This is a genomic window from Streptomyces sp. NPDC023541, from assembly GCF_055559995.1.
In genome coordinates, this window is the sequence record NZ_JBVHJO010000017.1 from 110,569 (window position 1) to 137,156 (window position 26,588).

Below are 26,588 nucleotides of genomic sequence, written 5' to 3' on the forward strand. Positions count from 1 at the left end.
GTAGACTGGCCGTGACAACGGGATACCGACAGGAGCGGCCTGGTGTTCTACCACTTGCTCAAGCACGTGTTCCTCGGACCCCTGCTGCGGCTGCTGTTCCGGCCGCGGATCGAGGGGCTGGAGAACATCCCGGCGGAGGGCGCCGCGATCGTCGCGGGCAATCACCTGTCGTTCTCCGACCACTTCCTGATGCCCGCGATCCTGGCCCGGCGGATCACCTTCCTGGCGAAGGCCGAGTACTTCACCGGTCCCGGGATCAAGGGCAGGCTGACGGCGGCGTTCTTCCGCAGCGCCGGGCAGATCCCCGTGGACCGGTCCGGCAAGAACGCCGGCCGGGCGGCCCTGCGCGAAGGGCTGGGCGTACTGGCCAAGGGCGAGCTGCTGGGCATCTACCCGGAGGGCACCCGCTCGCACGACGGCCGGCTCTACAAGGGCAAGGTGGGCGTGGCCGCCATGGCTCTCGGCGCCGGGGTGCCGGTCGTGCCCTGCGCGATGGTGGGCACCTTCGAGATCCAGCCGCCCGGGCAGAAGCTCCCGAACATCCGGCGGGTGACGATCCGGTTCGGCGAGCCGCTGGACTTCTCCCGGTACGCCGGGATGGAGGGCGAGCGCGCCGTCCTGCGGGCGGTCACCGACGAGATCATGTACGCGATCCTCGGCCTGTCCGGGCAGGAGTACGTCGACCGGTACGCGGCCGAGGTCAAGGCCGAGGCGGAGGAAGCGCGGAAGAAGGCCCGGCGCACGACGCGCTGAGCCTTCTCCCGCTTCACGGGTCACGCGGGGGCTGCCCGCTTCCCCGTCCGCGGCCTCAGCGGACGGCGGGGAGCTCCTCGCGCGCCGGGAGTCCGGCCGCAGCGGCGTCCAGCGCGCGGGCGGCCGCCGCGGCCGGGGCCACCGGAGTGGCGTGCGGGGCGCACGTCACGTCCTTGGCGTCCACCTTGCCGGTCAGCAGGTAGGTGTCCACCCGCGTGTTGATGCAACCGTTCACCAGGCTGGTGACACCGTGCGAGCCGGCGTTCTGCTCGGTGATCAGCCGCGAGCCGGCGAGGCGGCGGTGCAGCTCGACCGCGCCCTTGTAGGGGGTGGCCGCGTCCCGCTCGGACTGGACGATCAGGACCGGCGGCAGACCGCGCTCGGCCCCGACCTCGATCGGGGTGCTCTGCTTTGCCCTCCAGGTCGCGCACGGCAGGTTCATCCACGCGTTCGACCAGGTCAGGAACGGGTACTTCTCGTGCAGCTTGGTGTTGTCGCGGTCCCACTTGGACCAGCTGGTGGGCCACTTCGCGTCGGCGCACTCGACGGCGGTGTAGACGGCGTTGCTGTTCTCCGACGCCGCGTTGCCCTTGGTGTCCGACATGTCCGGGGCGATGGCGTCGATGAGCGCCTGCTCGTCGCCGGCCGCCCAGGCCGCGAAGGTCTGGGCGACGGGCACCCAGGAGGAGTCGTAGTACGGGGCGCTCTGGAAGAAGCCGATGAGCTCGGCCGGGCCGACGATCCCGCCGAGCGGGTCGGCCTTGGCCTTGCCGCGCAGCTCCTGCCACTTGGCGTCGACCTTCGCGCGGGTGTCGCCGAGGTGGAAGACGGCGTCGTTCTTGGCGACCCAGTCCTGCCAGTCGTTCCAGCGCGTCTGGAAGGCGACGTCCTGGCCGAGGTTGGCCTCGTACCAGATGTTGTCCTGCGACGGGTCCACCACGCTGTCGACGATCATGCGGCGCACGTGGGTCGGGAAGAGGGTCGCGTAGACCCCGCCCAGGTAGGTGCCGTAGGAGACGCCGAGGTAGTTCAGCTTCTTCTCGCCGAGCGCGGCCCGGACGACGTCGAGGTCGCGCGCGGTGTTCGGCGTGGTCATGTGCGGCAGCATCTCGCCGCTGCGCTCCTTGCAGCCGTCCGCGTACTCGGCGGCGAGCTTGCGCTGGGCGCGCTTGTCGGCCTCGCTGTCCGGGACCGGGTCGGCCTTGGGGGCCTTCACGAACTCCTGCGGGTCGATGCAGGAGATGGGCGCGGAACGGCCGACACCGCGCGGGTCGAAGCCGACGAAGTCGTAGGCCTTGGAGGCGTTGACCCACAGCGGGCTCTTGGTGGTGACCCGGCGCGGGAAGCGCATGCCGGAACCGCCGGGGCCGCCGGGGTTGTACACGAGGGCGCCTTGGCGCTCCTCCTTGGTGCCCGTGCTGCCGATCCGGTCGACGGCGATGTCGATGGTCTTGCCGTAGGGCTTCGCGTAGTCCAGCGGGACCTTCACCCAGCCGCACTGGATGGGCTTCTCCAGGCCCCAGTCCGCCGGGCAGTCCTTCCATTCGATCCCGGTACGGGAAGCGCGCGCGGCGGCGATCTGCACGCCCAGCGACTCCGGGAGCCGGAATTCCCGGTCGGCCGGCGCCGCGGCGGCCGGCGGAGCGAGCAGCAGGCCCGCGGCCAGCGTGCCGGTGATCAGTGTGGCGGCGCTCCCCAGCGCCGCGTTGCGTATCACGTGGTTGTTCCCCCTGCGTCAGATCCCGCCGTGGGCGGCCGGGTTGGCCGCTTCGGTCGTCGGCGTGCAGGGGGATCCTGACGTCTGGGCCCGCCCCGGCGACAGGGTGGAGCGGACTTCTTTGCCAACCCGATAACCGGACAGGCGTGTACCGCTGAGCGGTGCCCGATTCGTCCCCGCGTTCAGCGGCCGTAGGTACGGCAGGCCGCGTCGAGCACCTCGCGCAGCCGGAGGGCGTCCCCGGCCAGGGCCGTCACGAGGACGGCGGGCCCGGCCAGCGGAGTCGCGACGGCGCACTCCCCCAGCACCGCGGCCGGTGGCGGGTCCTGCGCGAACGCCGGGTCCACCACGAGGAGTTGGCCGACGGCCCGGTGTCCGCCCAGTCCGGCCGGCCCGTCCCAGCCCCCGGGTGCGCCGGGGCCGCAGGCCAGCTCCTGGTCCAGCAGCGGCCGGCCGCCGCGGGTGACGGTGAGGCGGCTGCTCAGCAGACCGGGCGGTTCTCCGTGGCGTCCCAGCACCTGTTCCTCGCGCAGCATCAGGCGTGCGGTGGGCGCGAGCCGGACGCGGGTGCGCACCCGCAGGTCGCTGCCGCGCACCGAAACGAGCGGCTCCGGCAGCCACCGCACCGAGGCCCCGTCCTCCAGGTCCAGCTCCACGTCGTAGCGGGCGGGCTCGCCGGCCCGGCCGGGCAGGGCCAGGGTGGCCGCCGCCGAGGCCAGGGCCAGGCGGGCGCCGGGCCCGGCGGTGGCGCGGACGGTGAGGTGGTCGCCGCCGAGCGGGGCGCTCATCGCGCCGACGAGCACGACCCCGGCCTCCTCCGCCTCCCGGCCGCGGGTGCGGCGCAGGGCGAGCGGGCCCTCCCCGGCGAGCAGGGGCAGGGCGGTCCCGCCCCGCCCGTCGGCCACGGCGTGGATGCGGGCGGTGGCCCGCACTCCCGTCGCGGGCGGGGGGACGGGCGGCGCGGTGGTCACCGCACGCTCCAGGCGGCGATCCGCCCGCGCACCCAGTCGGCGACCGGGGCCACGCCCTCGGGGCCGCGCAGCGACTGGAAGGCGACGGGCAGTTCACCGCGCTGCTCGGCCGCGTCGCGGGCCATCCGGCCGAGGTCGGAGCCGACGTGGGGGGCGAGGTCGGTCTTGTTGACGATGAGGAGGTCGGCGGTGGTGACGCCGGGGCCGCCCTTGCGGGGGATGTCGTCGCCGCCGGCCACGTCGATGACGAAGATCTGGGCGTCGACGAGGCCCCGGGAGAAGGTGGCGGTGAGGTTGTCCCCGCCGGACTCGACGAGGATCAGGTCGAGCGGGGCGTGCTCGCGGAAGGCGTCCTCCAGTTCCTCGACGGCTTCCAGGTTGGCGGAGATGTCGTCGCGGATGGCGGTGTGCGGGCAGGCCCCGGTCTCGACCGCTGCGATCCGCTCGGGCGGCAGGACCGCCTCGCGGAGCAGGAACTCGGCGTCCTCGCGGGTGTAGATGTCGTTGGTGACCACCGCCATGGACAGGTCGGTGCGCAGGGCGCGGCACAGGGCGGCGACGGTGGCGGTCTTGCCGGAGCCGACGGGTCCGCCGAGTCCGATGCGCAGGGCGCGCCGGGTGCCGTCGGCGCGCAGCGGTGCGGCGCTGTGGGTGTGCCGGTGGGGCTGCGCGACGGCGTGGTCGAGGTGCATGGGTGCTCCCGGGGGTCGAAGGGGTGCGGTGGCGTGGTCAGGAGGCGAACAGGCGTACCGGCCAGCCGGCGTGCACCTCGGCCGCGATCTCCAGCAGGGGCGAGGAGGCCGCGGGCAGGGCCTCGGTCCCGTCCAGCAGTGCCCGGTGCGCGGCCTCGGCGGCCCGGGCCGCGACGGAGTCGAGCTCGGGGGCGAGCCGGGCCAGTACCCCGCTCGCCTCGAAGGGGTCGAGGCCGAGCAGCCGCACGGTGGCGGTCGCCGGTCCGCCGACGCTCTCGTACGCCGCCACGTGCGCGGCGTCGAGCGGCCCGAGCCCGGCCGCCCGGGCGGTCAGACCGAGCACCAGGGGCTGGTGGGCGCCGCGCGGGAAGGCGGCGGCGAGCTGCTCCAGGCCGGGGTCGGGCCAGGTGGCCCGTGCGGCCCGCAGCAGCTGGCGGCCCAGTCGCCGCGCCGCGGTGCGCAGCGCGGGCGACGGGGTGCGGGCGTCGGCCGCGGCGTCGAGTACGGCCGGGTCGAGGCCGAGGGCGGCCGCGGCGGCGAGGGCCGCCGCGGTGAGCCCGGCGGTGTGCAGCCGGCCCCGGCAGAAGTCCTCCAGGGTGGCCGCGTCGTGGATCCGGCCCGCCTTGCAGGCGGCCTCGGCTCCGCCGGAGTGGGCGTGGCCCCCGGCGGGGAAGCGGCCGTCCGCGAGGACGAGCAGCGCGGCGAGGCTCATGTGGCGGGGCCCCATCAGAAGAGGAAGTAGCGCTGGGCCATGGGAAGTTCCGCGGCGGGCGCGGGCTCCACCGCCTCGCCGTCGATGGTGACGGTGAAGGTGTCGGCGTCGACCTCGACCCGCGGCATGGCGTCGTTGTTGCGCATGTCCGCCTTGGTCACCTTCCGCGTGGTCTCGATGGCGGTGAACCGCTTGTCGAGTCCGAGCCGTTCGGGCAGGCCGTCGTCGAGTGCCGCCTGGGCGGTGAAGTTCAGCGAGTTCAGGCCGGGCGCGCGGCCGTGGCTGCCGAACATCGGCCGGGGCAGCACGGGCTGCGGGGTGGGGATGGAGGCGTTGGCGTCGCCCATCTGCGCGTAGGCGATCTGACCGCCCTTGATGACGAGTTCGGGCTTGACCCCGAAGAAGGCGGGGTTCCACAGCACCAGGTCGGCGAGCTTGCCGGTCTCGATCGAGCCGACGTCGCGGGCGATGCCCTGGGCCACGGCGGGGTTGATCGTGTATTTGGCGACGTAGCGGCGGGCCCGGTGGTTGTCGGCGGGTCCGTCGCCGGGGAGGAAGCCGCGCCGCCGCTTCATCACGTGGGCGGTCTGCCAGGTGCGCAGCACCACCTCGCCGACGCGGCCCATGGCCTGGGAGTCGGAGGAGATGATGGAGATGGCGCCGAGGTCGTGCAGGACGTCCTCGGCGGCGATCGTCGAGGGCCGGATGCGGGATTCGGCGAAGGCGAGGTCCTCGGGGACGGCCGGGTTGAGGTGGTGGCAGACCATCAGCATGTCGAGGTGCTCCTCGACGGTGTTGACGGTGTGCGGCCGGGTGGGGTTGGTGGAACTGGGCAGGATGTTCGGCTCGGAGACCACAGTGATGATGTCGGGTGCGTGCCCGCCGCCGGCGCCCTCGGTGTGGTACGAGTGGATGGTCCGCCCGGCGATGGCCGCGAGGGTGTCGGCGACGAAGCCGGCCTCGTTGAGCGTGTCGGTGTGGATGGCGACCTGGGCGCCGGTCTCGTCGCAGACGCTCAGGCAGGCGTCGATGGCGGCGGGGGTGGCGCCCCAGTCCTCGTGGATCTTGAATCCGAGGGCGCCGCCGCGCAGTTGGGAGTGCATGGCCTCGCGGGAGGTGGTGTTGCCCTTGCCGAGGAGGCCGATGTTGACCGGGTGGGCCTCCAGCGCCGCGAACATCCGGGCGAGGTGCCAGGGCCCGGGGGTGACGGTGGTGGCCTTGGTGCCCTCGGCGGGTCCGGTGCCGCCGCCGACCAGGGTGGTGATGCCGGAGGCGAGGGCCTCGTCGATGACCGTCGGGGAGATGAAGTGCACGTGGGCGTCGATGGCGCCGGCGGTGACGATCTTCCCGTTGCCCGCGATGATCTCGGTCTCGGGGCCGATGACGAGTGCGGGGTCGACGCCGTCCATGGTGTCGGGGTTGCCGGCCTTGCCGATGCCGCAGATCCGGCCGTCGCGGATGCCGAGGTCGGCCTTGACGATGCCCCAGTGGTCGAGGACCACCACTCCGGTGATCACGGTGTCGGGTGCGCCTTCGGCCCGGGTGGTGCGGGCCTGGCCCATGGACTCGCGGATGACCTTGCCGCCGCCGAAGACGGCTTCGTCGCCGGAGCGGCCGGGGCCGCCGCCGAGGTCCTGCTCGATCTCGACGAAGAGGTCGGTGTCGGCGAGCCGGATCCGGTCCCCGGCCGTCGGTCCGAAGAGGTCGGCGTACACCTGGCGGGAGATCTCAGCCATCGAGCGGTCCTCCGGTCTCCCCGCGCAGTCCGGGTACGGTCCGCAGGCCGGCGAGCGGGACCAGTTCCACCGACGCCGGAATGCCCGGCTCGAAGCGGACGGCCGTGCCGGCGGCGATGTTGAGCCGGAGCCCGTGGGCCGCGGCGCGGTCGAAGTCGAGGCCGGGGTTGGCTTCGGCGAAGTGGTAGTGGGAGCCGACCTGGACGGGACGGTCGGCGGAGTTGAGCACGGTGAGACGGGTGACGGGGCGGCCCTCGTTGAGGAGTACCGGGCCCTCCCCGAAGGCGATTTCGCCGGGGATCATGGGAGGTGCTCCTTGTCAGACGATGGGGTCGTGGACCGTGACGAGTTTGGTGCCGTCCGGGAAGGTCGCCTCGACCTGCACGTCGTGGATCATCTCGGGGATCCCCTCCATGACGTCCGCCCGGCTCAGCACGGTGCGGCCGGAGGCCATCAGCTCGGCCACCGTCCGGCCGTCGCGGGCGCCTTCGAGGATGTGCGAGGTGATCAGCGCCACCGCCTCGGGGTGGTTGAGGCGTACTCCGCGCGCCCTCCGCTTCTCGGCCACGTCCGCGGCCACGTGGATGAGCAGTCGCTCCTGTTCGTGCGGTGTCAGTTGCACTCGTATTCACCAAGCTTCCGGGACGAGATCGACTTCGCGCCGAGGCGGCCCTAGCGGCCCTCAACACTTTGTTGACCTGCACGTTTCCGACCCAAGCGTCTCTTGCCCAACGCAGGGGAAGGCTTTCCGTTCCGCCCACCGCAGCTTTGCCGGCTCATGGGTGATCATTGGTGGTCGCACGTGACCGTCACGTTAAGGGCGGCACTTTTCCACCGGGTTAACCCACGTTTCGGGAAGGCACCCGGTTCAGGCCCGCGGCCCGCCGGCTCCGACTTCCGTATACGGATCGCGGCGCGTCCGCGGTCAGCAGCCCCCGGCGGCCGCGGCCGGTGCCCCCACGGTCCAGGGCAGCGCGATCCACACGGTCTTGCCGCCGTCCTCGGTGGGCGTGACCGAGAGCCTGCCGCCCGCCTCCGCGGCGAGCCAGCGGATGATGACCATGCCCCGGCCGTTGTCCTGCTGGACGGCGGCGGGAAGCCGCCGGGGCCAGCGCGGGTGACTGTCGGTCACCCCGACCCGGAGCCACTCCTCGCGCTCCAGACGGATGTCGACGGTGAAGGTGGGCGACTGGCCGAAAGTGTGCTGTACGGCGTTGGTGGCGAGTTCCGAGACGATCAGCCGGACGCTGTCGGCGGTCTCGGCGTCATCGGGCAGTCCCCACTCCCCCAGCACCTCCGCGACAAAGCGCCGGGCAGCGGCCACCGAGGCGGGATCGCTCGGCAGAGTGACGGATGCTTCCTGGTGGTCTGCCATGGCGACGTCCCTTTCCCACCGGAGCGGAAAAGCCCCGGATCTGTGCTGGACGCCAGAGTGCCACCCATCGTGCCGCCACATCAGCCTTTCCCCAAAGATATGCATATATCTGTCGCCCGATGCGGTGAACTCTGCTACGGAAGAGCGTATTTGGACGGCAGACTGGTGCGAGCTGTGCCGGTGGAAGGAGGCGGGTGTGCAGCACGGTCCCGCGGTGCGTCGGCGCAAGCTCGGCGAGGAACTGCGTGCCCTGCGTGACCGGTCCGGTCTCACCAGTGGTGAGGCCGCCCGGATCGTGGGATGGCACCAGTCGAAAATCAGCCGTATCGAGACGGGCCGCAGTGGCGTGAAACCGCAGGACATCCGGCTGCTCCTCGACGCCTACGGGGAGTTCGTGAGCCCGGAGCAGCGGGCGCTCCTGGAGGCCCTCTCGGCCTCCGCCGCCGGTCCCGGGCCGGGCGGCGACACCGGGCGGGGGCGCCAGTGGTGGCACGACTACCGGGGGCTGCTGCCGCAGGAGTACCGGGACTTCATCAGCCTGGAGGCGGGGGCCCGGTCGGCCCGTACGGTGGAACTGTCCGTGGTGCCGGGGCTGTTGCAGACCCCCGATTACGCGCGGGCCGTGACCCGGGCGGCGCTGGGCGGGCTTCCGGAACCGAAGGTGGACGCGCTGGTCGACGTACGGCTGGCCCGGCAGTCGGTGCTGCGGGCCGATCCGCCGCTGGAGCTGAGCGCGGTGCTGGACGAGGCGGTGCTGCGCCGGCAGATCGGCGGGCCCCGGGTGATGGCGGAGCAGCTGCGGCACCTGGCCGGCGTGGCGCGGCTCCCCCAAGTGAGCCTCCAGGTACTGCCGTTCAGCGTGGGCGGGCATCTCGGCCTCACCGGACCGTTCGTTATTTTCTCATTTACGAACATCGCCGATCTGGATGTGGTGGTACTCGACCATTTGACGAGTAGCCTCTATCTGGAGCGGAAGGAAGACCTAGAAGCGTACGGCGCCGCGTTCCGCACCATCCAGGCGCACGCCCTCCCGCCCCAGGACTCGTCGGAACTCATCAGCTCACTCGCTGACGACGCGTAGAGGAGGCACCCCCGTGTCCGCAACCCCTATGAGCACCAGCGGACTTCTGATCAGAGCTGCGCGGTGGCGGCGGAGCAGCCGCAGCACCGGGATGAACAACTGCGTGGAAGCGGCCGTCCTCGGCGACGGCCTGCTGGCCGTCCGCGACTCCAAGCGGACGGACGGCCCGGCTGTGCTCTTCACCGGGCCGGCCTGGGACGGCTTCCTCGCCTCCGTACGGGCGGACGCGCACGCGTCCGTCTAGCGGTCCGCGGCCCCGGCGGGCGCGGTCGCGACGATCGTCCCGACCGCCCGATCGATCTCGTCCCCCGTGAGGTCGGCCCGGGCGGTCAGCCGCAGCCGGGAGATGCCGTCCGGCACCGACGGCGGGCGGAAGCATCCCACGGACAGACCTGCCTCGCGGCAGTCGGCGGCCCAGCGCAGTGCCGCCGAGGCCGACGGGGCCCGTACCGACACCACGGCCGCGTCCGGCCGGGCCGCGGTCAGACCGGACGCGGTGAGCCGCCCGTACAGCCGGTCGGCCACCTCGCGGGCGCGGCCGGCGCGCTCCGGTTCCCGCCGGAGCAGGCGCAGGCTCGCGAGGGCCGCGCCCGCGGCGGCCGGCGCCAGGCCGGTGTCGAAGATGAAGGTGCGCGCCGTGTTGACCAGGTGCCTGATGACCTTGGCCGGGCCGAGCACCGCACCGCCCTGGCTGCCCAGCGACTTCGACAGGGTCAGGGTGGCGACCACGTAGGGCGCGCCGGCGAGCCCGGCGGCGTGCAGCGCGCCCCGGCCGCCCTCGCCCAGGACACCCAGACCGTGGGCGTCGTCCACGAGCAGGGCCGCGCCCTCGTCACGGCAGGCGGCGGCGTATCCGGCGAGCGGGGCGGCGTCGCCGTCGACGGAGAACACCGAGTCGCTGACCAGCAGGGCCCGGCCCTCGTGCGCGGCGAGCGCCTTGCGCGCGGCGTCCTGGTCGGAGTGCGGGACCACCGCGGTCTCGGCGCGCGAGAGCCTGCAGCCGTCGACGATGGAGGCGTGGTTGCCGGCGTCGGAGACGACGAGCGTGCCCCAGTCGCTGAGCGCCGTCACGGCGGCGAGGTTGGCCGCGTATCCGGAGGACAGGACGAGCGCGGCCTCGAAGCCGCAGAAGGCGGCGAGTTCCCGCTCCAGCTCCGCGTGCAGTTCGGTGGTGCCGGTGACGAGACGGGAACCGGTCGCTCCGGCGCCCCAGCACTCGGCCGCCTCGCGGGCCCCCCTGATGGTCTCGGGGTGCCGGGACAGGCCGAGGTAGTCGTTGCTCGCGAGGTCCAGCAGCGCCGACACCGGCGGCCGGGGCCGCAGGGAGCGGACCAGTCCGGCCTGCTCCCGCGCGCGCTCCGCGGCGTCGATCCAGGCGAAGACGTCCGCGGGGTCGGGAGTGTGCTGGGGCATCGGCGTGTCCTCGTGTTTTGTCGGCAGTCCACAGACCTGCCCGACCCTAGTCCCCGCGACTTGTCCGCCAGGTGTGGTGATACACACACACCCATCCGGCCATGTTGTGCGATCTCTCCTTGGCCGGGATGGGTCGAGTGGGACAGGATCGGGTCCATGGACCTGCTGAACACCCTGGTGGACAAGGGGCTGCGGCGTGAGCTGCCGACCCGCGAAGAAGCGCTCGCCGTACTGGCGACTTCTGACGACGAACTGCTCGACGTGGTGGCCGCGGCCGGCAAGGTGCGCCGCCAGTGGTTCGGGCGTCGGGTCAAGTTGAACTACCTGGTCAACCTGAAGTCGGGCCTGTGCCCGGAGGACTGCTCCTACTGCTCCCAGCGCCTGGGCTCGAAGGCCGAGATCCTCAAGTACACGTGGCTCAAGCCGGAGGAGGCCTCGCAGGCCGCCGCCGCGGGCGTCGCGGGCGGGGCGAAGCGGGTCTGCCTGGTCGCCAGCGGCCGCGGTCCGACGGACCGGGACGTGGAGCGCGTCGGCAAGACGATCGAGGCGATCAAGGAGCAGAACGAGGGCATCGAGGTGTGCGCCTGCCTCGGCCTGCTCTCGGACGGCCAGGCGGAGAAGCTGCGCGAGGCGGGCGCCGACGCCTACAACCACAACCTCAACACCTCCGAGGCCACCTACGGCCAGATCACCAAGACCCACACCTACGCCGACCGCGTGGACACCGTGGAGAAGGCCCATGCGGCGGGCCTGTCGGCCTGCTCCGGCCTGATCGCGGGCATGGGCGAGACCGACGAGGACCTCGTCGACGTGGTCTTCTCGCTGCGCGAGCTGGACGCCGACTCGGTTCCGGTCAACTTCCTGATCCCCTTCGAGGGCACTCCGCTGGCCAAGGAGTGGAACCTCACCCCGCAGCGCTGCCTGCGGATCCTGGCGATGGCGCGGTTCGTCTGCCCCGACGTCGAGGTCCGGCTGGCGGGCGGGCGCGAGGTGCACCTGCGCTCGATGCAGCCGCTGGCCCTGAACATCGTCAACTCGATCTTCCTGGGGGACTACCTCACCAGCGAGGGCCAGGCCGGTCAGGCGGACCTCGACATGATCGCGGACGCCGGTTTCGAGGTGGAGGGCGCCGGTACGACGACCCTTCCCGCGCACCGCTCCGACCTGGCCGACGCGGCCCCGTCCGGCGGCGGCTGCGGTTCCAACGGCGGCGCCTCGCTGTGCGGTTCGGGCGCGGGCGCGGCTTCGGCCGGGGACGAGGCCGCGGGCTGCGGCGCGGCGTGCGGCGGCTGCTCGGGCCACGCGCACGCGGAGGCCGCGCCGGTGCCGGCGCAGCCGGCGCAGGCCGAGCCCGGCGCGCTCCGGTCGGACCTGGTGGCGGTGCGCCGCCGCGGCGCGGGGACGGACATCGCTCCCAATGCCTGATCAGCCCCACCCGCGGTCGGCCGGCGCGGAACTGCTCGCGCTGGACCGGCAGCACGTCTGGCACCCGTACGGCCCGATGCCCGGGCGGCAGGAGCCGCTGGTCGTCGACTCCGCCTCGGGGGTGCGGCTGAGGCTCGCCGACCCGTCCCAGGGGGAGGGCCACGTCGAGCTCGTCGACGGCATGTCCTCCTGGTGGTCGGCCATCCACGGCTACAACCACCCGGTGCTCAACGAGGCCGTGACCGCGCAGCTCGGCAGGATGTCACACGTGATGTTCGGCGGGCTCACCCACGAGCCCGCCGTCCGGCTCGCCGCGAAGCTCGTCGAGGTCACCCCGGCGGGCCTGGAGCACGTCTTCCTCTCCGACTCGGGTTCGGTGTCCGTCGAGGTCGCCGTCAAGATGTGCCTCCAGTACTGGCGTTCGCTCGGGCGCACGGGCAAGACCCGGCTGCTGACCTGGCGCGGCGGCTACCACGGGGACACCTGGCAGCCCATGGCCGTCTGCGACCCCGAGGGCGGCATGCACGAGCTGTGGCAGGGCCACCTGCCGCGGCAGGTCTTCGCGGACGCGCCGCCCGGCGGCTTCGACACGCCCGTGGATCCCGCGTACGCCGACCACCTGCGCGGCAAGATCGCCGCGCACGCGGACGAGCTGGCCGCCGTGATCGTGGAGCCGGTGGTACAGGGCGCGGGCGGCATGCGCTTCCACCACCCCGGCTACCTGCGGGTGCTGCGCGAGCTGTGCGACGAGTACGGGGTCCTGCTGATCCTGGACGAGATCGCCACGGGCTTCGGCCGCACCGGCGCGCTCTTCGCGGCGGACCACGCGGGGATCACCCCGGACGTGATGTGCCTGGGCAAGTCCCTGACCGGCGGCTACCTCACGCTGGCGGCGACCCTGTGCACGGAGCGGGTGGCCGACGGGATCTCCCGGGGCGAGGTCCCGGTGCTCGCGCACGGACCGACCTTCATGGGGAACCCGCTGGCCACGGCGGTGGCGCTGGCCTCCGTGGAACTGCTGCTCGGCCAGGACTGGACGCTCGACGTCAAGCGGATCGAGACGGGGCTGCGCGAGGGGCTGGCGGCCGCGGCCGAGATCCCCGGCGTACGGGACGTCCGCGTGCTCGGGGCCATCGGCGTGGTGCAGCTGGACCACGAGGTCGACGTGGCGGCGGCCACCCGGGCGGCGGTGCGCGAGGGCGTGTGGCTGAGGCCGTTCCGGGACCTGATCTATGTGATGCCGCCGTTCGTCACGGGCGACGCGGACGTGAACCGTATCTGCCGCGCGGTGTGCGCGGCGGCCCAGGAAGGCTGAGAAGGCTAGATGTCCGTAGTGATGGTGTCCGGGACGGGCACCGAGATCGGCAAGACCGTGGTCACCTCGGCCCTCGCGGCGGCGGCCGTGGCGGCGGGCCGCTCGGTGGCGGTGCTGAAGCCGGCGCAGACCGGTGTCGGCCCGCAGGAGCCGGGGGACGCGGCGGAGGTGGTGCGGCTGGCCGGCCCCTCCGTGACGGCGATGGAACTGGCCCGCTACCCGGAGCCCTTGGCCCCGGACACCGCCGCCCGGCGCGCGGGGCTGCCGACGCTGGCCCCGGCGCAGATCGCGGAGGCCGCCCGGCGGCTGGCCGAGGACCACGACCTGGTCCTGGTGGAGGGTGCGGGCGGACTGCTCGTGCAGTTCGACGAGTCGGGCCACACGCTGGCCGACGCCGCACGGCTGCTGGACGCACCGACCCTGATCGTCGCCCAGGCGGGCCTGGGGACCCTCAACTCCACGACCCTCACGGCGGAGGCCCTGCGGGCCCGGGGCCTGACCCCGCTGGGCGTGGTGGTCGGGAGCTGGCCGCACTCCCCGGACCTGGCGGCCCGCTGCAACCTGGCGGACCTCCCGAAGTCCTCGCAGCTGCCGCTCCTGGGCGCGGTCCCGGAGGGCTCGGGCACGCTGGCGCCGGAGCGCTTCCGCGCCGAGGCCCCCGCCTGGCTGGCGCCGTCCCTGTCGGGCACCTGGTCGGCGGAGTCCTTCCTCACCACCTGGTCCCCCCCGGCCTTCACGACCGCCGGCACCTGAGTCACGAAGCCCCGCGCCTCCAGCCGCACTGGCGTGCGCTTCCAGCCGCGCCGGCGTTGCTTTTCCAGCCCCGTCGGCGTGTTCTCCCAGCCGCGCCGGCGGGGTTTTCCAGCCTCGCCGGCCTTTGAGGCACGGGGCGCGGGGCGGAGCCCCGCCACTCCGGCCCGGCCGGCGTGCAATTCCAGCCCCGCCGGCGTTTGAGGCGCGGGGCGCGGGGCGGGGCCCCGCCACTCCGGCCGGCGCCGGCGTCCGAGCCGCGGGCGCGGGGCGGAGCCCCTCAAGACTGCGGCCCCGGCGGCGAGCCGAGCGGCTTGACCCACCGCGTCCACTGCTCCTGCGGCCCGTACCCGGCCGCCTCCCACGCCGGGTGCGCCCGCTCGTTGCGGTCGAGCACCATCGCGTCGGCCCGCCGCCCGCCCAGCGCTGCGAACCGCTCCTCGGCGGCGGCCAGCAGCGCCGCGCCTATCCCCCGCCGCCGGTGCCCGGGGTGCACGGCGAGCCGGTAGAGGTGACAGCGCCAGCCGTCGAAGCCGGCGATCACGGTCCCGACGAGCTCGCCGTCGCGGCGCGCGAGCAGCAGCGCCCCCGGGTCCCGATCGTGGAGTCGCTCGACGCCGGCGAGGTCGTCGCTGATACTCGTCCCCTCGGCGGCGGTCCTCCAGAAGTCCAGTACGGCGCCGAGATCGCCCGCCGACGCGGGGCCGATATGAAGATCGTTCATGTCCCCGATCCCATCACCCCGCCGCGCTCCGCCAAAAGGATGATCCGCCCGCTTTGCTCGTCCTTTACCATGTGGTCACCGTCCCTCTTGAGTGAAAGGTGTGAGCGTCCGCCCATGGGCGAGCCTCCCAGTCCACGACATCCCGCCTCACGACATCCGCGTTCGCGAACGCCGCGTCCGCGACATCGCGCGATCCCCCTCCTCCTGGCCGATCATGGGACGGAGGTGATCGACCGATGACCGAAGTCCTCCTGCTCGTCGTGGCACTGCTCCTCTGCGTTGCCTGCGGAGTCTTCGTCGCGGCCGAGTTCTCGCTCACGACCGTCGAGCGCAGCGAGCTCGAGCGGGCCGCCGAGCGCGGTGAGCGCGGTGCCGACAGCGCCCTGGCGGCCGTCCGCACCCTCACCTTCCAGCTCTCCGGCGCCCAGCTCGGCATCACCGTGACCGGCCTGGTCATCGGCATGATCTCCGAGCCGTCGATCGCCGCCCTGCTCCAGGGGCCGTTCGAGGCCATGGGACTGTCGGCGAGCGCCGCCTCCTCCACCGCCCTGGTCCTCGGGACCGTGTTGTCCACCGTCGTCCTGATGGTCGTCGGCGAGCTGGTCCCGAAGAACTGGGCGATCTCCTCGCCGCTGGCGATCGCCAAGCGGGTGGCGACCTTCCAACGGGTGTTCAGCCGGGCCTTCAGGCCGCTGATCAGCCACCTCAACACCACGGCGAACCACCTGGTGCGCCGTTTCGGCATGGAGCCGACCGAGGAGCTGGCCTCCGCGCGCACCCCGCAGGAACTGGTCGCCCTGGCCCGGCACTCCGCCAAGCAAGGCGCCCTGGAGAAGGACACGGCCGAGCTGTTCGTCCGGACCCTGAACCTGGCCGACCTGACCGCGGAGAACGTGATGACCCCGCGCGTCCAGGTCACCGCCCTCGACGTGCAGGCCACCGCCGAGGACGTGGCGAACGCGACGATGGCCACCGGCCTGTCCCGCTTCCCCGTCTACCGCGGAAGCCTCGACACCGTCGTCGGCACCGTCCACATCAAGGACGTGCTGGCGCTGCCCGCCGAGGAGCGGCGCCGCCGTCCGGTGTCGCAGCTCCTGCGCGCGCCCCTCCTCGTACCGGAGTCGCTGACCGTGGACCGACTGCTGGACCGGCTGTCCGGCAAACAGACCATGGCCGTGGTCATCGACGAGTACGGCGGCACGGCGGGGGTGGCCACCCTGGAGGACATCGTCGAGGAGGTCGTCGGCGAGGTGCGCGACGAGCACGACCCGCACGAGACCCCCGACCTCGCCCCGGCCGGTACGGACGACTCCGGACGGCAGCTCTACTCCGCCGACGGCGCCGCGCGCACCGACCAGCTCCGGCGGATCGGGCTGCGGGTGCCGGACGGCCCGTACGAGACCCTCGCCGGCCTGATAGCGACCGAGCTGGGCCGGATCCCGGCCGTCGGCGACAGCCTGGAACTCGACGGCTGGCGCCTGGACGTGGTGGACGACATCGGGCGCCGGGCGGCGCGGGTACTGCTCCACGCGCCCGTAGGCTCCGCCGACGGGACGGAGGACGCGCGATGACCGTGATCCAGCTGTTGATCGGCCTGGCGACCCTGGTCGTGAACGCCTTCTTCGTCGGCGCGGAGTTCGCGCTGATCTCGGTCCGGCGCAGCCAGATCGAGCCGTACGCCGAGCAGGGCGACCGGCGGGCCCGCGCCGTCCTGTGGGGGCTGGAGCACCTGTCGGCGCTGATGGCGGCGGCGCAGCTCGGCATCACCTTGTGCACCCTGGTGCTGGGTGTGGTGGCCGAGCCGGCCATCGCCCATCTGCTGACGCCGCTCTTCGACCTGGTCGGGGTGCCGTCCGGGCTGACCCACGCCATCTCCTTCGTGGTGGCGCTGGCCCTGGCGACGTACCTGCACATGCTCTTCGGGGAGATGCTCCCGAAGAACGTGGCGCTGTCCGAGCCGGTGCCCACGGCACTGCTGCTGGGGCCGCCGCTGGTGACCCTCACCCGGGCGCTGCGACCGGTGATCTTCGCGATCAACGCCTTCGCCAACATCCTGCTGCGGCTGCTGCGGGTGGAGGTCAGGGACGAGGTCGCGGCGACGTTCTCGGACGACGAGCTGGCCCGGATGGTGAAGGACTCCAGCGATGCCGGGCTCCTCGACGACCGGGCGAGCGAGCGTCTGCACGACGCCCTGGAACTGGGCCGGCGGCCGGTGACCGACGTGGTGCTGCCGACGGAGCGGGTGATCTCGGCCCGCGAGGGCATCACTCCGGCGGGTCTGGAGCGGCTGTCGGCCGAAAGCGGGTACTCCCGCTTCCCGGTGGTCGACGCACAGCACAGGATCCTGGGTTACCTGCACGTCAAGGACGCTCTGGACGCCGACGGGGAGTCGCGCGACGAGCCGTTCCCGGCGTCTGCGCTGCGCCCGATCGCGCAGGTGCGGCCGGAGACCCCGCTGGACGACGTACTGACCGCGATGCGGCGCAGCCGCACCCACCTGGCGGCGGTCCTGGGGGCGGAGGACGCCATGACGGGCCTGGTGACGATGGAGGACGTGCTGCGGGAGCTGTTCGGAAGGCCGGCCTCCGCGTAGCGCTCCGGGGCGCGGTGTCCCGGCCTTGAAGGCGGGGCCGGGATACCGCGCGGTAACATCACTCCGCCATGGAGATGAATGCGTCCTACACCAGTTTCGTCGCGGTCGGCGACTCCTTCACCGAGGGAATGTCCGACCTCCTGCCCGACGGCTCTTACCGCGGCTGGGCCGACCTGCTGGCCGCCCGCCTCGCGGCGCGTGAGCCGGGCTTCCGCTACGCGAACCTCGCGGTCCGCGGCAAGCTCATCGGACAGATCGCGCAGGACCAGGTCCCTGTGGCGGCCGCGATGGGCGCCGACGTGGTGACTCTCGTGGGCGGGTTGAACGACGCACTGCGCCCCAAGGTGGACATGGGCCGGGTCCGTGACCACCTGGAGTCGTCGGTGGAGCTCCTCGCACCCTCCTGCAAGAAGCTCGTCCTGATGCGCTCCCCGGGACGCAACGGGCCGGTGATGGAACGCTTCCGCCCCCGCATGGAGCAGCTGTTCGCCACCATCGACGAGCTCGCCGCCCGGCACGGAGCCCTGGTGGTGGACCTCTACGGCGCTCCCGTCCTCGCGGACCCCCGGATGTGGGACGTCGACCGGCTCCACCTGACGCCCGACGGCCACCGCCGGGTGGCTGAGGCCGTCTGGCAGACGCTGGGCCTGCCCTCCGAGCTGGACTGGCGTACCGAACTGCCCGTCGCCGAGCCGCCCGGCTGGGCGGCGCGCCGGTCGCAGGACCTGAGCTTCGCCCGGCAGCACCTGCTCCCGTGGATAGGGCGCCGCCTGACGGGCCGCTCCTCCGGGGACGGCCGCCCGGCCAAGCGCCCCGAACTGCAGCCGTACGGGGACGCGCCGCTCTCGTAGCAAGGCACAATCACGAGCGGTCGCCCGACCTGCGTAAACACACAGCGGCGGCCCAAGTAGAATCCCTACACGTGACTGCCAAGCCCCGCATCCCCAATGTCCTGGCCGGCCGCTACGCCTCCGCGGAGCTCGCCGTCCTGTGGTCCCCCGAGTACAAGGTGACGCTGGAGCGGCGGCTGTGGCTCGCCGTGCTGCGCGCCCAGAAGGACCTCGGTATCGAGGTCCCGGACGCGGCCCTCGCCGACTACGAGCGCGTCCTCGAGACGGTCGACCTCGCCTCCATCGCCGAGCGCGAGAAGGTCACCCGGCACGACGTGAAGGCCCGCATCGAGGAGTTCAACGACCTCGCGGGTCACGAGCACGTCCACAAGGGCATGACCTCCCGTGACCTGACCGAGAACGTCGAGCAGCTCCAGATCCGCCTCTCGCTGGAGCTGGCCCGCGACCGTACGGTCGCCGTCCTCGCCCGCCTCGGCAAGCTGGCCGGCGAGCACGCCGAGCTGGTCATGGCCGGCCGCTCCCACAACGTGGCCGCGCAGGCCACCACCCTGGGCAAGCGCTTCGCCACCGCGGCCGACGAACTGCTGGTGGCCTACGACCGCCTGGAGAACCTCCTCGACCGCTACCCGCTGCGCGGCATCAAGGGCCCCGTCGGCACCGCCCAGGACATGCTCGACCTGCTCGGCGGCGACGCCGCCAAGCTGGCCGACCTGGAGCAGCGGATCGCGACCCACCTCGGTTTCGCGCACGCCTTCACCTCGGTCGGCCAGGTCTACCCGCGCTCGCTCGACTACGACGTGGTCACCGCGCTGGTCCAGCTGGCCGCGGCCCCGTCCTCGATCGCCAAGACGATCCGCCTGATGGCCGGCCACGAGCTGGTCACCGAGGGCTTCAAGCCCGGCCAGGTCGGCTCCTCCGCGATGCCCCACAAGATGAACACCCGCTCCTGCGAGCGCGTGAACGGCCTGATGGTCATCCTGCGCGGTTACGCCTCGATGACCGGCGAGCTGGCCGGCGACCAGTGGAACGAGGGCGACGTCTCCTGCTCCGTGGTTCGCCGCGTGGCCCTGCCGGACGCCTTCTTCGCCTTCGACGGCCTGCTGGAGACCTTCCTGACGGTCCTCGACGAGTTCGGCGCGTTCCCCGCGGTCGTCGCCCGCGAGCTGGACCGCTACCTTCCCTTCCTCGCGACCACCAAGGTCCTGATGGGCGCGGTGCGGGCCGGTGTGGGCCGCGAGGCCGCCCACGAGGTCATCAAGGAGCACGCGGTGGCTTCGGCGCTCGCCATGCGCGAGCAGGGCGCCGAGCGCAACGAGCTGCTGGACAAGCTGGCCGCCGACGAGCGGATGCCGCTGGACCGGGCCCAGCTCGACGCGCTGATGGCGGACAAGCTGTCCTTCACGGGCGCCGCGGGCGACCAGGTCGGGACGGTGGTCTCCCGTATCGAGGCGATCGTCAAGCAGCACCCGGAGGCCGCCGGATACACGCCGGGGTCGATCCTCTGACCCCCGAAGAGCTGGCCGCCGCCCGCGACCGCGTCCTCCCGGACGTGGTCGCGGGCGGTCTGCGTGTGCTGTTCTGCGGCATCAACCCCGGTCTCCTCTCCGCCGCGACGGGCCACCACTTCGCCCGCCCCGGCAACCGCTTCTGGCCGGTCCTGCACCTCTCGGGCTTCACTCCGCGCCGCCTGGCCCCCGCGGAGCAGGAGGAACTCCTGACCTACCGCCTCGGCATCACCAACGTCGTGGCCCGCGCCACGGCGCGTGCCGACGAGCTGAGCGCGGAGGAGTTCCGCGAGGGCGGCCGCATCCTGACGGCGAAGGTGGAAGTGCTGCGCCCCCAATGGCTGGCCGTGGTCGGCGTCACGGCCTACCGGACGGCCTTCGGCGAGAGGAAGGCACAGATCGGCCCCCAGGAGCGCACCATCGGCTCCACCCGTATCTGGGCCCTGCCCAACCCCAGCGGCCTCAACGCCCACTGGACCGCCGAGTCCATGGCGCAGGAGTACGCCCGCCTCCGCGAGGCCGCGGCTCCCCCGGCCTGACGGCCCCGGGAGCCGGGCTCACTCCGGCCATCCGACCCGCCCGCCCTCGACGTGCAGCACCTCGGGGAGCTCGGCTTCGTGGAACCTGAGGAACCCGACCCCGACGGCGCCGTCCCACCGCAGGTGCGTCTCGTGAGCCCTTGCGGCCATCCAGCGGAGCAGCTCGCCGGCCTGCTCGAACTCGTCCGGGTGGATCTCCTGTCGGGACATCAGCGCCCAGCCCTTCCGCGGCAGGTCCGCCCGACTCTCCAGCGCCGAGCAGAGCACCCCGCCCACCCGCGCCGCGGCCCCCCGCCCGGCCAGCAGCGGACGGGGATCCTCCTCGATCACCGGACCACCCTCGTCGTCCCACACCACGACCGGGAACCTGGTGACGATGGACAACCGCTGCGGCCGATCCCCGATCCCCAGATGCCAGCGCAACTCGGCGAGTTCTCCCTCGGAGATCTCATCCCGCAGGTCAATGGCAACCATCAGCTCATAGACGTCACTCACCGGGAAACCCTAGCGCCGCCCTGGCCGCGTTCATCCCCTTCGAGGACCAAGTCGCCCCGATCCCGCGCCCGCTCCTACTCCAGCATGCGTTGCGCGTCATATCGCTTACAGGCCCGAATGCCTGTCCGTGAAGAGACGGCCTGGGGCGTCTGATCCCGGACCGGACCACGTCAGCGGCTGGTGACAGGATCCGCCCGCTGGTGGCGGGCGAGTCACTACTGACCCGCCCGGGCGGGGCGGTACGCCGTGGGTCCGCGATGCGCGCAGTGCCCTGGCGTACCGGTGTCTACGGCGGGTCGATGGCGGTGACCGCTGCCGTCAACAGGTAGGGGTCTTCGTGGTCTCGCTGTGTCACACAGGCCACCAGCCAGCGCTCTCCGGCCCGCCAGAGGTGGACGTGGTCGGTGCCGGCGCTCAGGTCGGTCCATGGCTGCGATATCTCCTCCCCCTCGAACACCCGGTCCCTCAGCGTCCCCAGGCTGAAGATCTGCGGGTCTCCCCATCGGTCGGTCGCGGCCTGGGTGAGTGCCCCGTACTCTGCGCTGATCTGGTCGGCGGCCTCGATGCGGCCCGAGCCGTCGTCGTCCCAGAAGTGCGGTGTCCGGGAGAGCTGCACCAGGTGGAAGCCCGGACCGCTGCTGCTGTCGACGGTGCGGACCGGCTCCCGGGGGAACTCCTGCGCCAGGAGCCGGTCGATCGTGTCGAGGTGCTCTGCCGTGGTCATGCCGTCAGTATCCCGAGCAGCACTGACAACTGGCCTGACGTCACGCGTCCCTGCGGCGCACCGCCAGCCAGCCGCCGAGCACGGCGGCACCCGCCCACAGGGCCATCACGCCGAGACCGGTCCAGGGGCCGAGGTCGCCCTCCATCCGGGAGTGCACCACCAACTGCCCGGCCCGGTCCGGCAGGAACTGGGCCGCGCCGCCCGAGGCCTCCCCGACGACGAAGGACACCAGCAGGACGAAGGGTATGAGCAGGCTCAGTACGACCGTCCCGCTGCGCAGTACGGCGGTCAGCCCGGCCGCGAACAAGGCCATCAGCGTGAGGTAGAGACCGCTGCCGACGACGGCGCGGTAGGTGCCCGGGTCGCCGAGCTCCAGGGCGTGCTGACCCATGAACGCCTGCCCCGCCACGAACGTGGCCAGCCCGGTGACCTGACCCGTGAGCAGGGCCAGGGCGCCCACTGTCGCGACCTTCGACAGGTAGAAGCGGGTGCGGTTCGGGATGGCCGCCAGGGAGGTGCGCAGAGCGCCGTTGTGGAACTCGCTGGAGACGGCGCCGGCGCCGAAGACCATCGCGGCGATCTGGCCGAAGGATATGCCGTAGTAGGCGGCGAAGAGCGGATCGGAACCCATGCTGCCCTCCTCGGCCCGGCCGATCGCTGCGGCCGTCAGCGCCTGGATGCCCGCGGTGGCGGCGAGGACGGCGATCAGCCCTCCCAGGGTGCCGCGCAGGGACCGTATCTTGATCCATTCCGAGTGCAGGGTGGGGACGGTGGGCAGAGCGGCGCGCATGGCGGTGCCTCCTGAAGGCTCGGGGAAGTCAGTGGGTTGCGGTGAACTGCGCGTGGTCGGCGGTGAGATCGAGGTAGGCCTGCTCCAGTGAGGCGCGCTCGTCGGACAGTTCCAGTACGGGGATGCCCTCACGGGCGGCCAGGTTGCCGAGCTGCTCGGCCCGCATGCCCTCGACGGTCCACCGCCCGTCGTCGGCGTTGGCCAGCTCGAAGCCGTCCCGGACCAGGGCGGCCCGCAGCCGGACGGGATCGGAGGTGCGCAGGCGCACCCGGCGGGTGCTGCGGGCGTCGATGAACTCCGCCATCGACGTGTCGGCCAGCAGCTTGCCGTTGCCCAGGACGACCAGGTGGTCGGCGAACGCGGAGGTCTCCGACATCAGGTGGCTGGAGACCAGCACGGTGCGCCCTTCGGCGGCGAGGCCGCGCATCAGCTCGCGTATCCAGATGATGCCCTCGGGGTCGAGCCCGTTGGTCGGCTCGTCCAGCAGGAGCACCCCGGGGTCTCCCAGCAGCGCGGCGGCCATGCCGAGGCGCTGGCGCATGCCCAGTGAGAAGGACTTGATCCGCCGCCGGGCCACGGAGGCTATGCCGGCCTGCTCCAGGACCTCGTCCACCCGGCGTACCGGCATGCGGCCGGCGGCGGCCAGGAAGCGGAGGTGGTCGCGGGCGGTGCGGCCGCCGTGCGCCGACTGCGCGTCCAGGAGGGCGCCGACCCGGTGCAGCGGGTCCGGCAGGTCGAGGTAGCGCCGGCCGCCGATGGTGGCCGTGCCGGAGGTCGCCCGGTCCAGGCCCAGCAGCAGGCGCATGGTGGTGGACTTTCCGGCGCCGTTGGGGCCCAGGAATCCGGTGACCCGCCCGGGCAGGACATCGAAGGTGAGGCCGTCCACCGCACGGTGGGAGCCGTATGCCTTGGTCAGTTCTCGGATCTCGATGCTGTTCATGGCTCAAGATTCGCCGCCCGCCCCACCCCCTTCCCTCCCCCATGCGAGGGTGCCGTCTCCCCCACGTGGGGGAGACGGCACCCGGCGGCGCGCTGCGACCATGGGGGCATGTACCGACTGCTGCGGGCCCCGCTCCGACCAGTGACGTATTCGCGCTGGTTGCACCTCTGCGTGCCGCTGCTGCTGCTGGCCATATGGATGTTCGTGGTTCCCGAGTGGCCGTGGGGGCCGATGCTGCTCGTCCTCCCCTTCGGGCTGGTGCCCTGGGTGCGGCTCGCGGAAGGGCTCCAGGCGCAGTTCCTGCTCACGCCGTATGACCGCGGTCAGGCCGAGGGGACCATAAGCCTCGCGCCGTCGGCGCATTGGAGCGACCGCTGGCGGACGGTGCTGTGGCTGGAGACACGGATGGTCATCGCGATCGGAGCGGTGGGCGCCACCGTCTGGATGCCGGCGATGAGCGTCGAACTCATCGCGACGGCGCTCGGGCATTCCCTGGATCCCGACCCCTTGGCGCCGTTCATACCGGAGAGCCGCTGGGTCGCCGCGCTGCTGGCGCCCCTTCCACTCGTCGTCCTCATGGTCGTCGTGGTCCTGCTCGGCGAATTGATCACGGCTGCCGCCACACGGTTGCTCAGCCCTTCGGCGGCCGAGCGGCTGAGCGCACTGGAGGAGCGGACCGAGCAGCTGCTGGAGCGCACGCGGATCGCGCGGGAGCTGCACGATTCGATCGGGCACGCGCTGACCGTGGCCGTCGTGCAGGCGGGGGCGGCGCGCGCCGCGGGCGATCCCGCCTTCACCGACCGGGCGTTGTGCGCCATCGAGGAGACGGGCAGAGCCGCGCTGGAGGACTTGGAGCGCGTGCTCGGCGTGCTGCGGGAGTCGGGGCAGCCGCCGTCGCAGCGGCCGACGCTGGCGGAGGCAGATCGGCTGCTGGAGTCGGCCCGGGCGTCCGGATCCGAGGTGGACGCGCAACTGATCGGGCCGCTGGAGAAGTTGCCTGGGCCGGTCACCCGGGAGGGGTACCGCATCCTGCAGGAGGCGCTGACCAACGTGCTGCGCCACTGCGGGCCCGTGCCGGTCCGGGTTCGGGTGGAGATGGCCGGGGACCGGCTGGATCTGGAGGTGACGAACGCGCTGCCGGAACGCCCCGGCGTGACGCTCGGCGGCGGCAGCGGACTGCGCGGGATACGCGAACGGGCCGCGATGCTCGGCGGAGAGGCCGAGACCGGGGTGTACGAGGGCGGTTGGAGGGTGCGCGCACGGCTTCCGCTGGAGCGAATACGCTGACGGGATGCCGGTCACCGTACTGCTCGTCGACGACGAACCCCTGGTCCGCGCGGGTCTGCGCGCCGTCCTGGACGCCCAGCCCGACATCGAGGTGGTGGGTGAGGCTGCCGACGGCGCCTCCGTGATCCCACTCGTACGGCAGCTGCGGCCGGACGTGGTGGCCATGGACGTGCGGATGCCGCTGCTCGACGGGATCGAGGCGACCCGCGCGGTGCTGCGGACGGTTGACTCGCCGCCGAAGATCCTCGTGGTGACCACCTTCGAGAACGACGAGTACGTCTACCAGGCGCTGCGGGCCGGAGCGGACGGGTTCCTCCTGAAGCGGGCCAGGCCTTCGGAGATCGTGCACGCGGTACGGCTGGTGGCGGAGGGCGAGACGCTGCTGTTCCCGGCGGCCGTGCGGGCCCTGGCCGCGGAGTACGGCAACCGGCAGGCACGGGCGGTGCTGGAGCGGGCCTCCCTGACCGAGCGGGAGGAGGCGGTCCTGCGGCTCATGGCGCGGGGGCTCACCAACGTGGAGATCGCGTCCGAGCTGATCGTCGGGACGGAGACGGTCAAGTCCCATGTCAGTGCGATCCTGGCGAAGCTGGGGGCGCGGGACCGCACCCAGGCAGTGATCACGGCGTACGAGTCGGGCTTCGTCTCACCCGCCTGAGAGGAAGGGCCCGCTACGGCCGATGTGGGGGGCTGCTTCTCGCCGCCGCACCCGGCGCGCAGTACGATCCGGCTGACAAGCTCGCTAGCTGGGAGGACACACGTTGGGGCAGCTGACCGGCGGGGACCCCTCTCTCCTCCGGCGGATCAATTCCGCCGTGGTGCTGCGTGCGCTGCGGACGGCCGGGTCGCCGACCCTCACCGACCTCACACGGCTGACCGGGCTCTCCCGGCCGACCGTCGAAGGCGTCGTGGAGGGGCTGATCGGGACCGGGCTCGTCGTCGAGGCCGCGGCCGAGGAGGGCGCGCGGCGGCAGGGACGGCCGGCCAGACGGTTCCGGTTCCGGGCCGAGGCGGGGCACCTGCTCGGCATCGAGATCGGCTCGCACCGGGTCGCGGTGCTGCTGTCCGGGCTGGACGGACGCATCATCGGCGCCGGCACCAAGGAGGTCGCCGAGACCGCCACGGCCGACGAGCGGCTGGAGCGGGTGCGCGCGGCCGTGGCCGATCTGCTGCGCCGCGCCGGCGTGCCGCGGGACTCCCTGCGGGCGGTCGGGGTCGGCAGCCCCGGGATCGTGGAGGCGGACGGCACGGTACGCCTCGGCACCGCCCTGCCCGGCTGGACCGGGCTGCCGCTCGGGGACCGGCTTCGCCGCTCGTTCCGCTGTCCGGTGCAGGTGGAGAACGACGCCAACGCGGCGGCGGTCGCCGAGCACTGGAAGGGGGCCGCGCGGGACACGGGCGACATGGTGTTCGTGATGGCGGGGCTCAGTCCCGGCGCGGGCTCGCTCATCGGCGGCCGGCTGCACCGGGGCTTCGGCGGGGCGGCAGGGGAGATCGGCGCCCTGCACCTGCTGGGCCGCGAGGCAACGCCCGAGCGGCTGCTGTCGACCACCGGCGAGCCGCTGCACCCGCTGGACGAGCCGGCCGTCGCCGAGGTCTTCGCGAAGGCCAAGCGGGGGGACGAGCAGGCGGTCGCCGCCGTCGAGCGGTTCCTGCAGCGTCTGGTGCACGACGTGGCGGCGCTGGTCCTGGCGATGGATCCGGAGCTGGTGGTCGTCGGCGGCTGGGCGGCCGGCCTGGACGGGGTCCTGGAACCCCTGCGCCGGGAGCTGGAGCGCTACTGCCTGCGCCCGCCGCGGGTGGCCCTGTCACTGCTCGGCGAGGCGGCGGTGGCGACCGGTGCCCTCCGGCTCGCGCTCGACCACGTCGAGGAGGAGCTCTTCGCGGTGGAGAAGACGGTCACGGCCCGCCGCCGCTGACACCCGCGCAGCCCGCGCTGCCGCCCGGCCCCGGCGCCCGGCGCCCGGCGCGCAGCGAAGGGCCCGGCCCAGCAGCCCCACGGCCCCCGCGCAGCCCGGCCGGCCCCGGCGGCCCCGCGGCCCCGGCGCCCCGGCGCCCGGGAAAAGCCGTACGGCCGTGGGGGGGGGCCCCGGGGGGGGGGGGGGGCCCCCCGGGGGCCCGGGGGGGGGGGGGGGGGGGTTTGGGGGGGGGGGGGGGGGGCGGGGGGGGGGGGGTTGACGGCGCCCCCGGCGGGCACCCCCGG

At 72.9% G+C, this 26,588-nt stretch carries 28 protein-coding genes; 14 read left to right on the top strand and 14 right to left on the bottom strand.

All coding sequences use genetic code 11. From position 1 onward, the window contains the following. Positions 1-42 precede the first annotated feature (42 nt). Entirely contained in the window at positions 43-753 is a 711-nt protein-coding gene (locus tag ACZ3X1_RS30860) for a lysophospholipid acyltransferase family protein (RefSeq protein WP_467281944.1), read from the top strand. A gap of 55 nt (positions 754-808) precedes the next feature. On the opposite strand, the gene ACZ3X1_RS30865 is transcribed toward ACZ3X1_RS30860, so the two are convergent. The 8 genes from ACZ3X1_RS30865 to ACZ3X1_RS30900 form a co-directional block, all read right to left on the bottom strand. Next, positions 809-2,470 (bottom strand): alpha/beta hydrolase, encoded by a 1,662-nt coding sequence (locus ACZ3X1_RS30865; RefSeq protein ID WP_362630257.1) that lies wholly within the window; start codon positions 2,468-2,470, stop codon positions 809-811. Positions 2,471-2,652: 182 nt separating this feature from the next. Next, complete coding sequence (locus ACZ3X1_RS30870) at positions 2,653-3,441, bottom strand: urease accessory protein UreD (protein WP_467281946.1); 789 nt, start codon at positions 3,439-3,441, stop codon at positions 2,653-2,655. Continuing rightward, positions 3,438-4,133, bottom strand: a complete 696-nt coding sequence (ureG, locus tag ACZ3X1_RS30875) for an urease accessory protein UreG (protein WP_356814019.1) — start codon at positions 4,131-4,133, stop codon at positions 3,438-3,440. Before ureG ends, ACZ3X1_RS30870 begins: the two co-directional genes overlap by 4 nt. 37 nt (positions 4,134-4,170) lie before the next feature. Continuing rightward, complete coding sequence (locus ACZ3X1_RS30880; RefSeq protein WP_356814020.1) at positions 4,171-4,845, bottom strand: urease accessory protein UreF; 675 nt, start codon at positions 4,843-4,845, stop codon at positions 4,171-4,173. 14 nt (positions 4,846-4,859) lie between these two features. Then, complete coding sequence (locus ACZ3X1_RS30885) at positions 4,860-6,581, bottom strand: urease subunit alpha (protein WP_356814021.1); 1,722 nt, start codon at positions 6,579-6,581, stop codon at positions 4,860-4,862. Next, positions 6,574-6,885, bottom strand: a complete 312-nt coding sequence (locus tag ACZ3X1_RS30890) for an urease subunit beta (RefSeq protein ID WP_030660408.1) — start codon at positions 6,883-6,885, stop codon at positions 6,574-6,576. Before ACZ3X1_RS30890 ends, ACZ3X1_RS30885 begins: the two co-directional genes overlap by 8 nt. A 15-nt stretch (positions 6,886-6,900) precedes the next feature. Beyond that, positions 6,901-7,203: an urease subunit gamma gene (locus tag ACZ3X1_RS30895; RefSeq protein WP_030660405.1), complete on the bottom strand. Its 303-nt coding sequence runs from the start codon at positions 7,201-7,203 to the stop codon at positions 6,901-6,903. A 303-nt stretch (positions 7,204-7,506) separates the two neighbouring features. Beyond that, on the bottom strand, positions 7,507-7,956 hold the full coding sequence (locus ACZ3X1_RS30900) for an ATP-binding protein (RefSeq protein WP_356814022.1): 450 nt from the start codon (positions 7,954-7,956) through the stop codon (positions 7,507-7,509). A 196-nt stretch (positions 7,957-8,152) separates the two neighbouring features. Here ACZ3X1_RS30900 and ACZ3X1_RS30905 point away from each other — a divergent pair, with 196 nt between their 5' ends. Both ACZ3X1_RS30905 and ACZ3X1_RS30910 read left to right on the top strand, forming a co-directional pair. Next, positions 8,153-9,037, top strand: coding sequence for a helix-turn-helix domain-containing protein (locus ACZ3X1_RS30905; RefSeq protein WP_356814024.1), 885 nt, complete (start codon positions 8,153-8,155; stop codon positions 9,035-9,037). 13 nt (positions 9,038-9,050) lie between these two features. Continuing rightward, complete coding sequence (locus tag ACZ3X1_RS30910) at positions 9,051-9,281, top strand: DUF397 domain-containing protein (protein ID WP_390076631.1); 231 nt, start codon at positions 9,051-9,053, stop codon at positions 9,279-9,281. Here ACZ3X1_RS30910 and ACZ3X1_RS30915 read toward each other — a convergent pair. Continuing rightward, positions 9,278-10,450, bottom strand: coding sequence for an 8-amino-7-oxononanoate synthase (locus ACZ3X1_RS30915; protein ID WP_467281958.1), 1,173 nt, complete (start codon positions 10,448-10,450; stop codon positions 9,278-9,280). The genes ACZ3X1_RS30910 and ACZ3X1_RS30915 overlap by 4 nt on opposite strands. Positions 10,451-10,606: 156 nt before the next feature. Between ACZ3X1_RS30915 and bioB the strand changes: the two genes are divergently transcribed. From bioB to bioD, 3 genes are read left to right on the top strand one after another with little or no spacing between them, the layout of a single operon-like run. Next, a complete protein-coding gene (gene bioB / locus ACZ3X1_RS30920) occupies positions 10,607-11,875 on the top strand; it encodes a biotin synthase BioB (RefSeq protein ID WP_467281964.1) in 1,269 nt (422 codons plus the stop codon). Next, entirely contained in the window at positions 11,868-13,190 is a 1,323-nt protein-coding gene (locus ACZ3X1_RS30925; RefSeq protein ID WP_467281966.1) for an adenosylmethionine--8-amino-7-oxononanoate transaminase, read from the top strand. The genes bioB and ACZ3X1_RS30925 overlap by 8 nt, the downstream gene beginning before the upstream one ends. 9 nt (positions 13,191-13,199) lie before the next feature. Next, positions 13,200-13,943 (top strand): dethiobiotin synthase, encoded by a 744-nt coding sequence (bioD, locus tag ACZ3X1_RS30930; protein ID WP_467281969.1) that lies wholly within the window; start codon positions 13,200-13,202, stop codon positions 13,941-13,943. A 277-nt stretch (positions 13,944-14,220) separates the two neighbouring features. Here bioD and ACZ3X1_RS30935 read toward each other — a convergent pair whose 3' ends face one another. Beyond that, positions 14,221-14,664, bottom strand: a complete 444-nt coding sequence (locus tag ACZ3X1_RS30935; RefSeq protein ID WP_362630228.1) for a GNAT family N-acetyltransferase — start codon at positions 14,662-14,664, stop codon at positions 14,221-14,223. Between the two features lie 236 nt (positions 14,665-14,900). Between ACZ3X1_RS30935 and ACZ3X1_RS30940 the strand changes: the two genes are divergently transcribed. The 5 genes from ACZ3X1_RS30940 to mug all read left to right on the top strand — a co-directional run bounded on the left by ACZ3X1_RS30940 (position 14,901) and on the right by mug (position 20,152). Beyond that, a complete protein-coding gene (locus ACZ3X1_RS30940) occupies positions 14,901-16,235 on the top strand; it encodes a hemolysin family protein (protein ID WP_362630226.1) in 1,335 nt (444 codons plus the stop codon). Continuing rightward, positions 16,232-17,257, top strand: a complete 1,026-nt coding sequence (locus ACZ3X1_RS30945; protein WP_467281974.1) for a hemolysin family protein — start codon at positions 16,232-16,234, stop codon at positions 17,255-17,257. The genes ACZ3X1_RS30940 and ACZ3X1_RS30945 overlap by 4 nt, the downstream gene beginning before the upstream one ends. Before the next feature lie 68 nt (positions 17,258-17,325). Next, a complete protein-coding gene (locus ACZ3X1_RS30950) occupies positions 17,326-18,108 on the top strand; it encodes an SGNH/GDSL hydrolase family protein (protein ID WP_467281976.1) in 783 nt (260 codons plus the stop codon). Positions 18,109-18,179: 71 nt separating this feature from the next. Then, positions 18,180-19,613 carry an adenylosuccinate lyase gene (gene purB, locus ACZ3X1_RS30955; RefSeq protein ID WP_467281978.1) on the top strand — a complete coding sequence of 478 codons (1,434 nt, stop codon included), beginning with the start codon at positions 18,180-18,182 and terminating at the stop codon, positions 19,611-19,613. After that, positions 19,610-20,152: a G/U mismatch-specific DNA glycosylase gene (gene mug / locus ACZ3X1_RS30960; protein WP_356814050.1), complete on the top strand. Its 543-nt coding sequence runs from the start codon at positions 19,610-19,612 to the stop codon at positions 20,150-20,152. Before purB ends, mug begins: the two co-directional genes overlap by 4 nt. Positions 20,153-20,170: 18 nt before the next feature. Here mug and ACZ3X1_RS30965 read toward each other — a convergent pair whose 3' ends face one another. The 4 genes from ACZ3X1_RS30965 to ACZ3X1_RS30980 form a co-directional block, all read right to left on the bottom strand. Then, positions 20,171-20,647 (bottom strand): hypothetical protein, encoded by a 477-nt coding sequence (locus ACZ3X1_RS30965; RefSeq protein WP_356814039.1) that lies wholly within the window; start codon positions 20,645-20,647, stop codon positions 20,171-20,173. A gap of 286 nt (positions 20,648-20,933) precedes the next feature. Beyond that, positions 20,934-21,371: a hypothetical protein gene (locus tag ACZ3X1_RS30970; RefSeq protein WP_356814040.1), complete on the bottom strand. Its 438-nt coding sequence runs from the start codon at positions 21,369-21,371 to the stop codon at positions 20,934-20,936. Positions 21,372-21,411: 40 nt separating this feature from the next. Beyond that, a complete protein-coding gene (locus tag ACZ3X1_RS30975; protein WP_356814041.1) occupies positions 21,412-22,161 on the bottom strand; it encodes an ABC transporter permease in 750 nt (249 codons plus the stop codon). 28 nt (positions 22,162-22,189) lie between these two features. Next, positions 22,190-23,101, bottom strand: coding sequence for an ABC transporter ATP-binding protein (locus tag ACZ3X1_RS30980; protein ID WP_467281982.1), 912 nt, complete (start codon positions 23,099-23,101; stop codon positions 22,190-22,192). A gap of 108 nt (positions 23,102-23,209) precedes the next feature. Between ACZ3X1_RS30980 and ACZ3X1_RS30985 the strand changes: the two genes are divergently transcribed. From ACZ3X1_RS30985 to ACZ3X1_RS30995, 3 genes are all read left to right on the top strand, one after another. Beyond that, positions 23,210-24,388, top strand: coding sequence for a sensor histidine kinase (locus tag ACZ3X1_RS30985; protein WP_467281986.1), 1,179 nt, complete (start codon positions 23,210-23,212; stop codon positions 24,386-24,388). 4 nt (positions 24,389-24,392) lie between these two features. After that, positions 24,393-25,043, top strand: a complete 651-nt coding sequence (locus ACZ3X1_RS30990) for a response regulator transcription factor (RefSeq protein ID WP_356814045.1) — start codon at positions 24,393-24,395, stop codon at positions 25,041-25,043. Positions 25,044-25,146: 103 nt separating this feature from the next. Continuing rightward, on the top strand, positions 25,147-26,304 hold the full coding sequence (locus ACZ3X1_RS30995) for an ROK family transcriptional regulator (protein WP_362630202.1): 1,158 nt from the start codon (positions 25,147-25,149) through the stop codon (positions 26,302-26,304). Positions 26,305-26,588 lie beyond the last annotated feature (284 nt).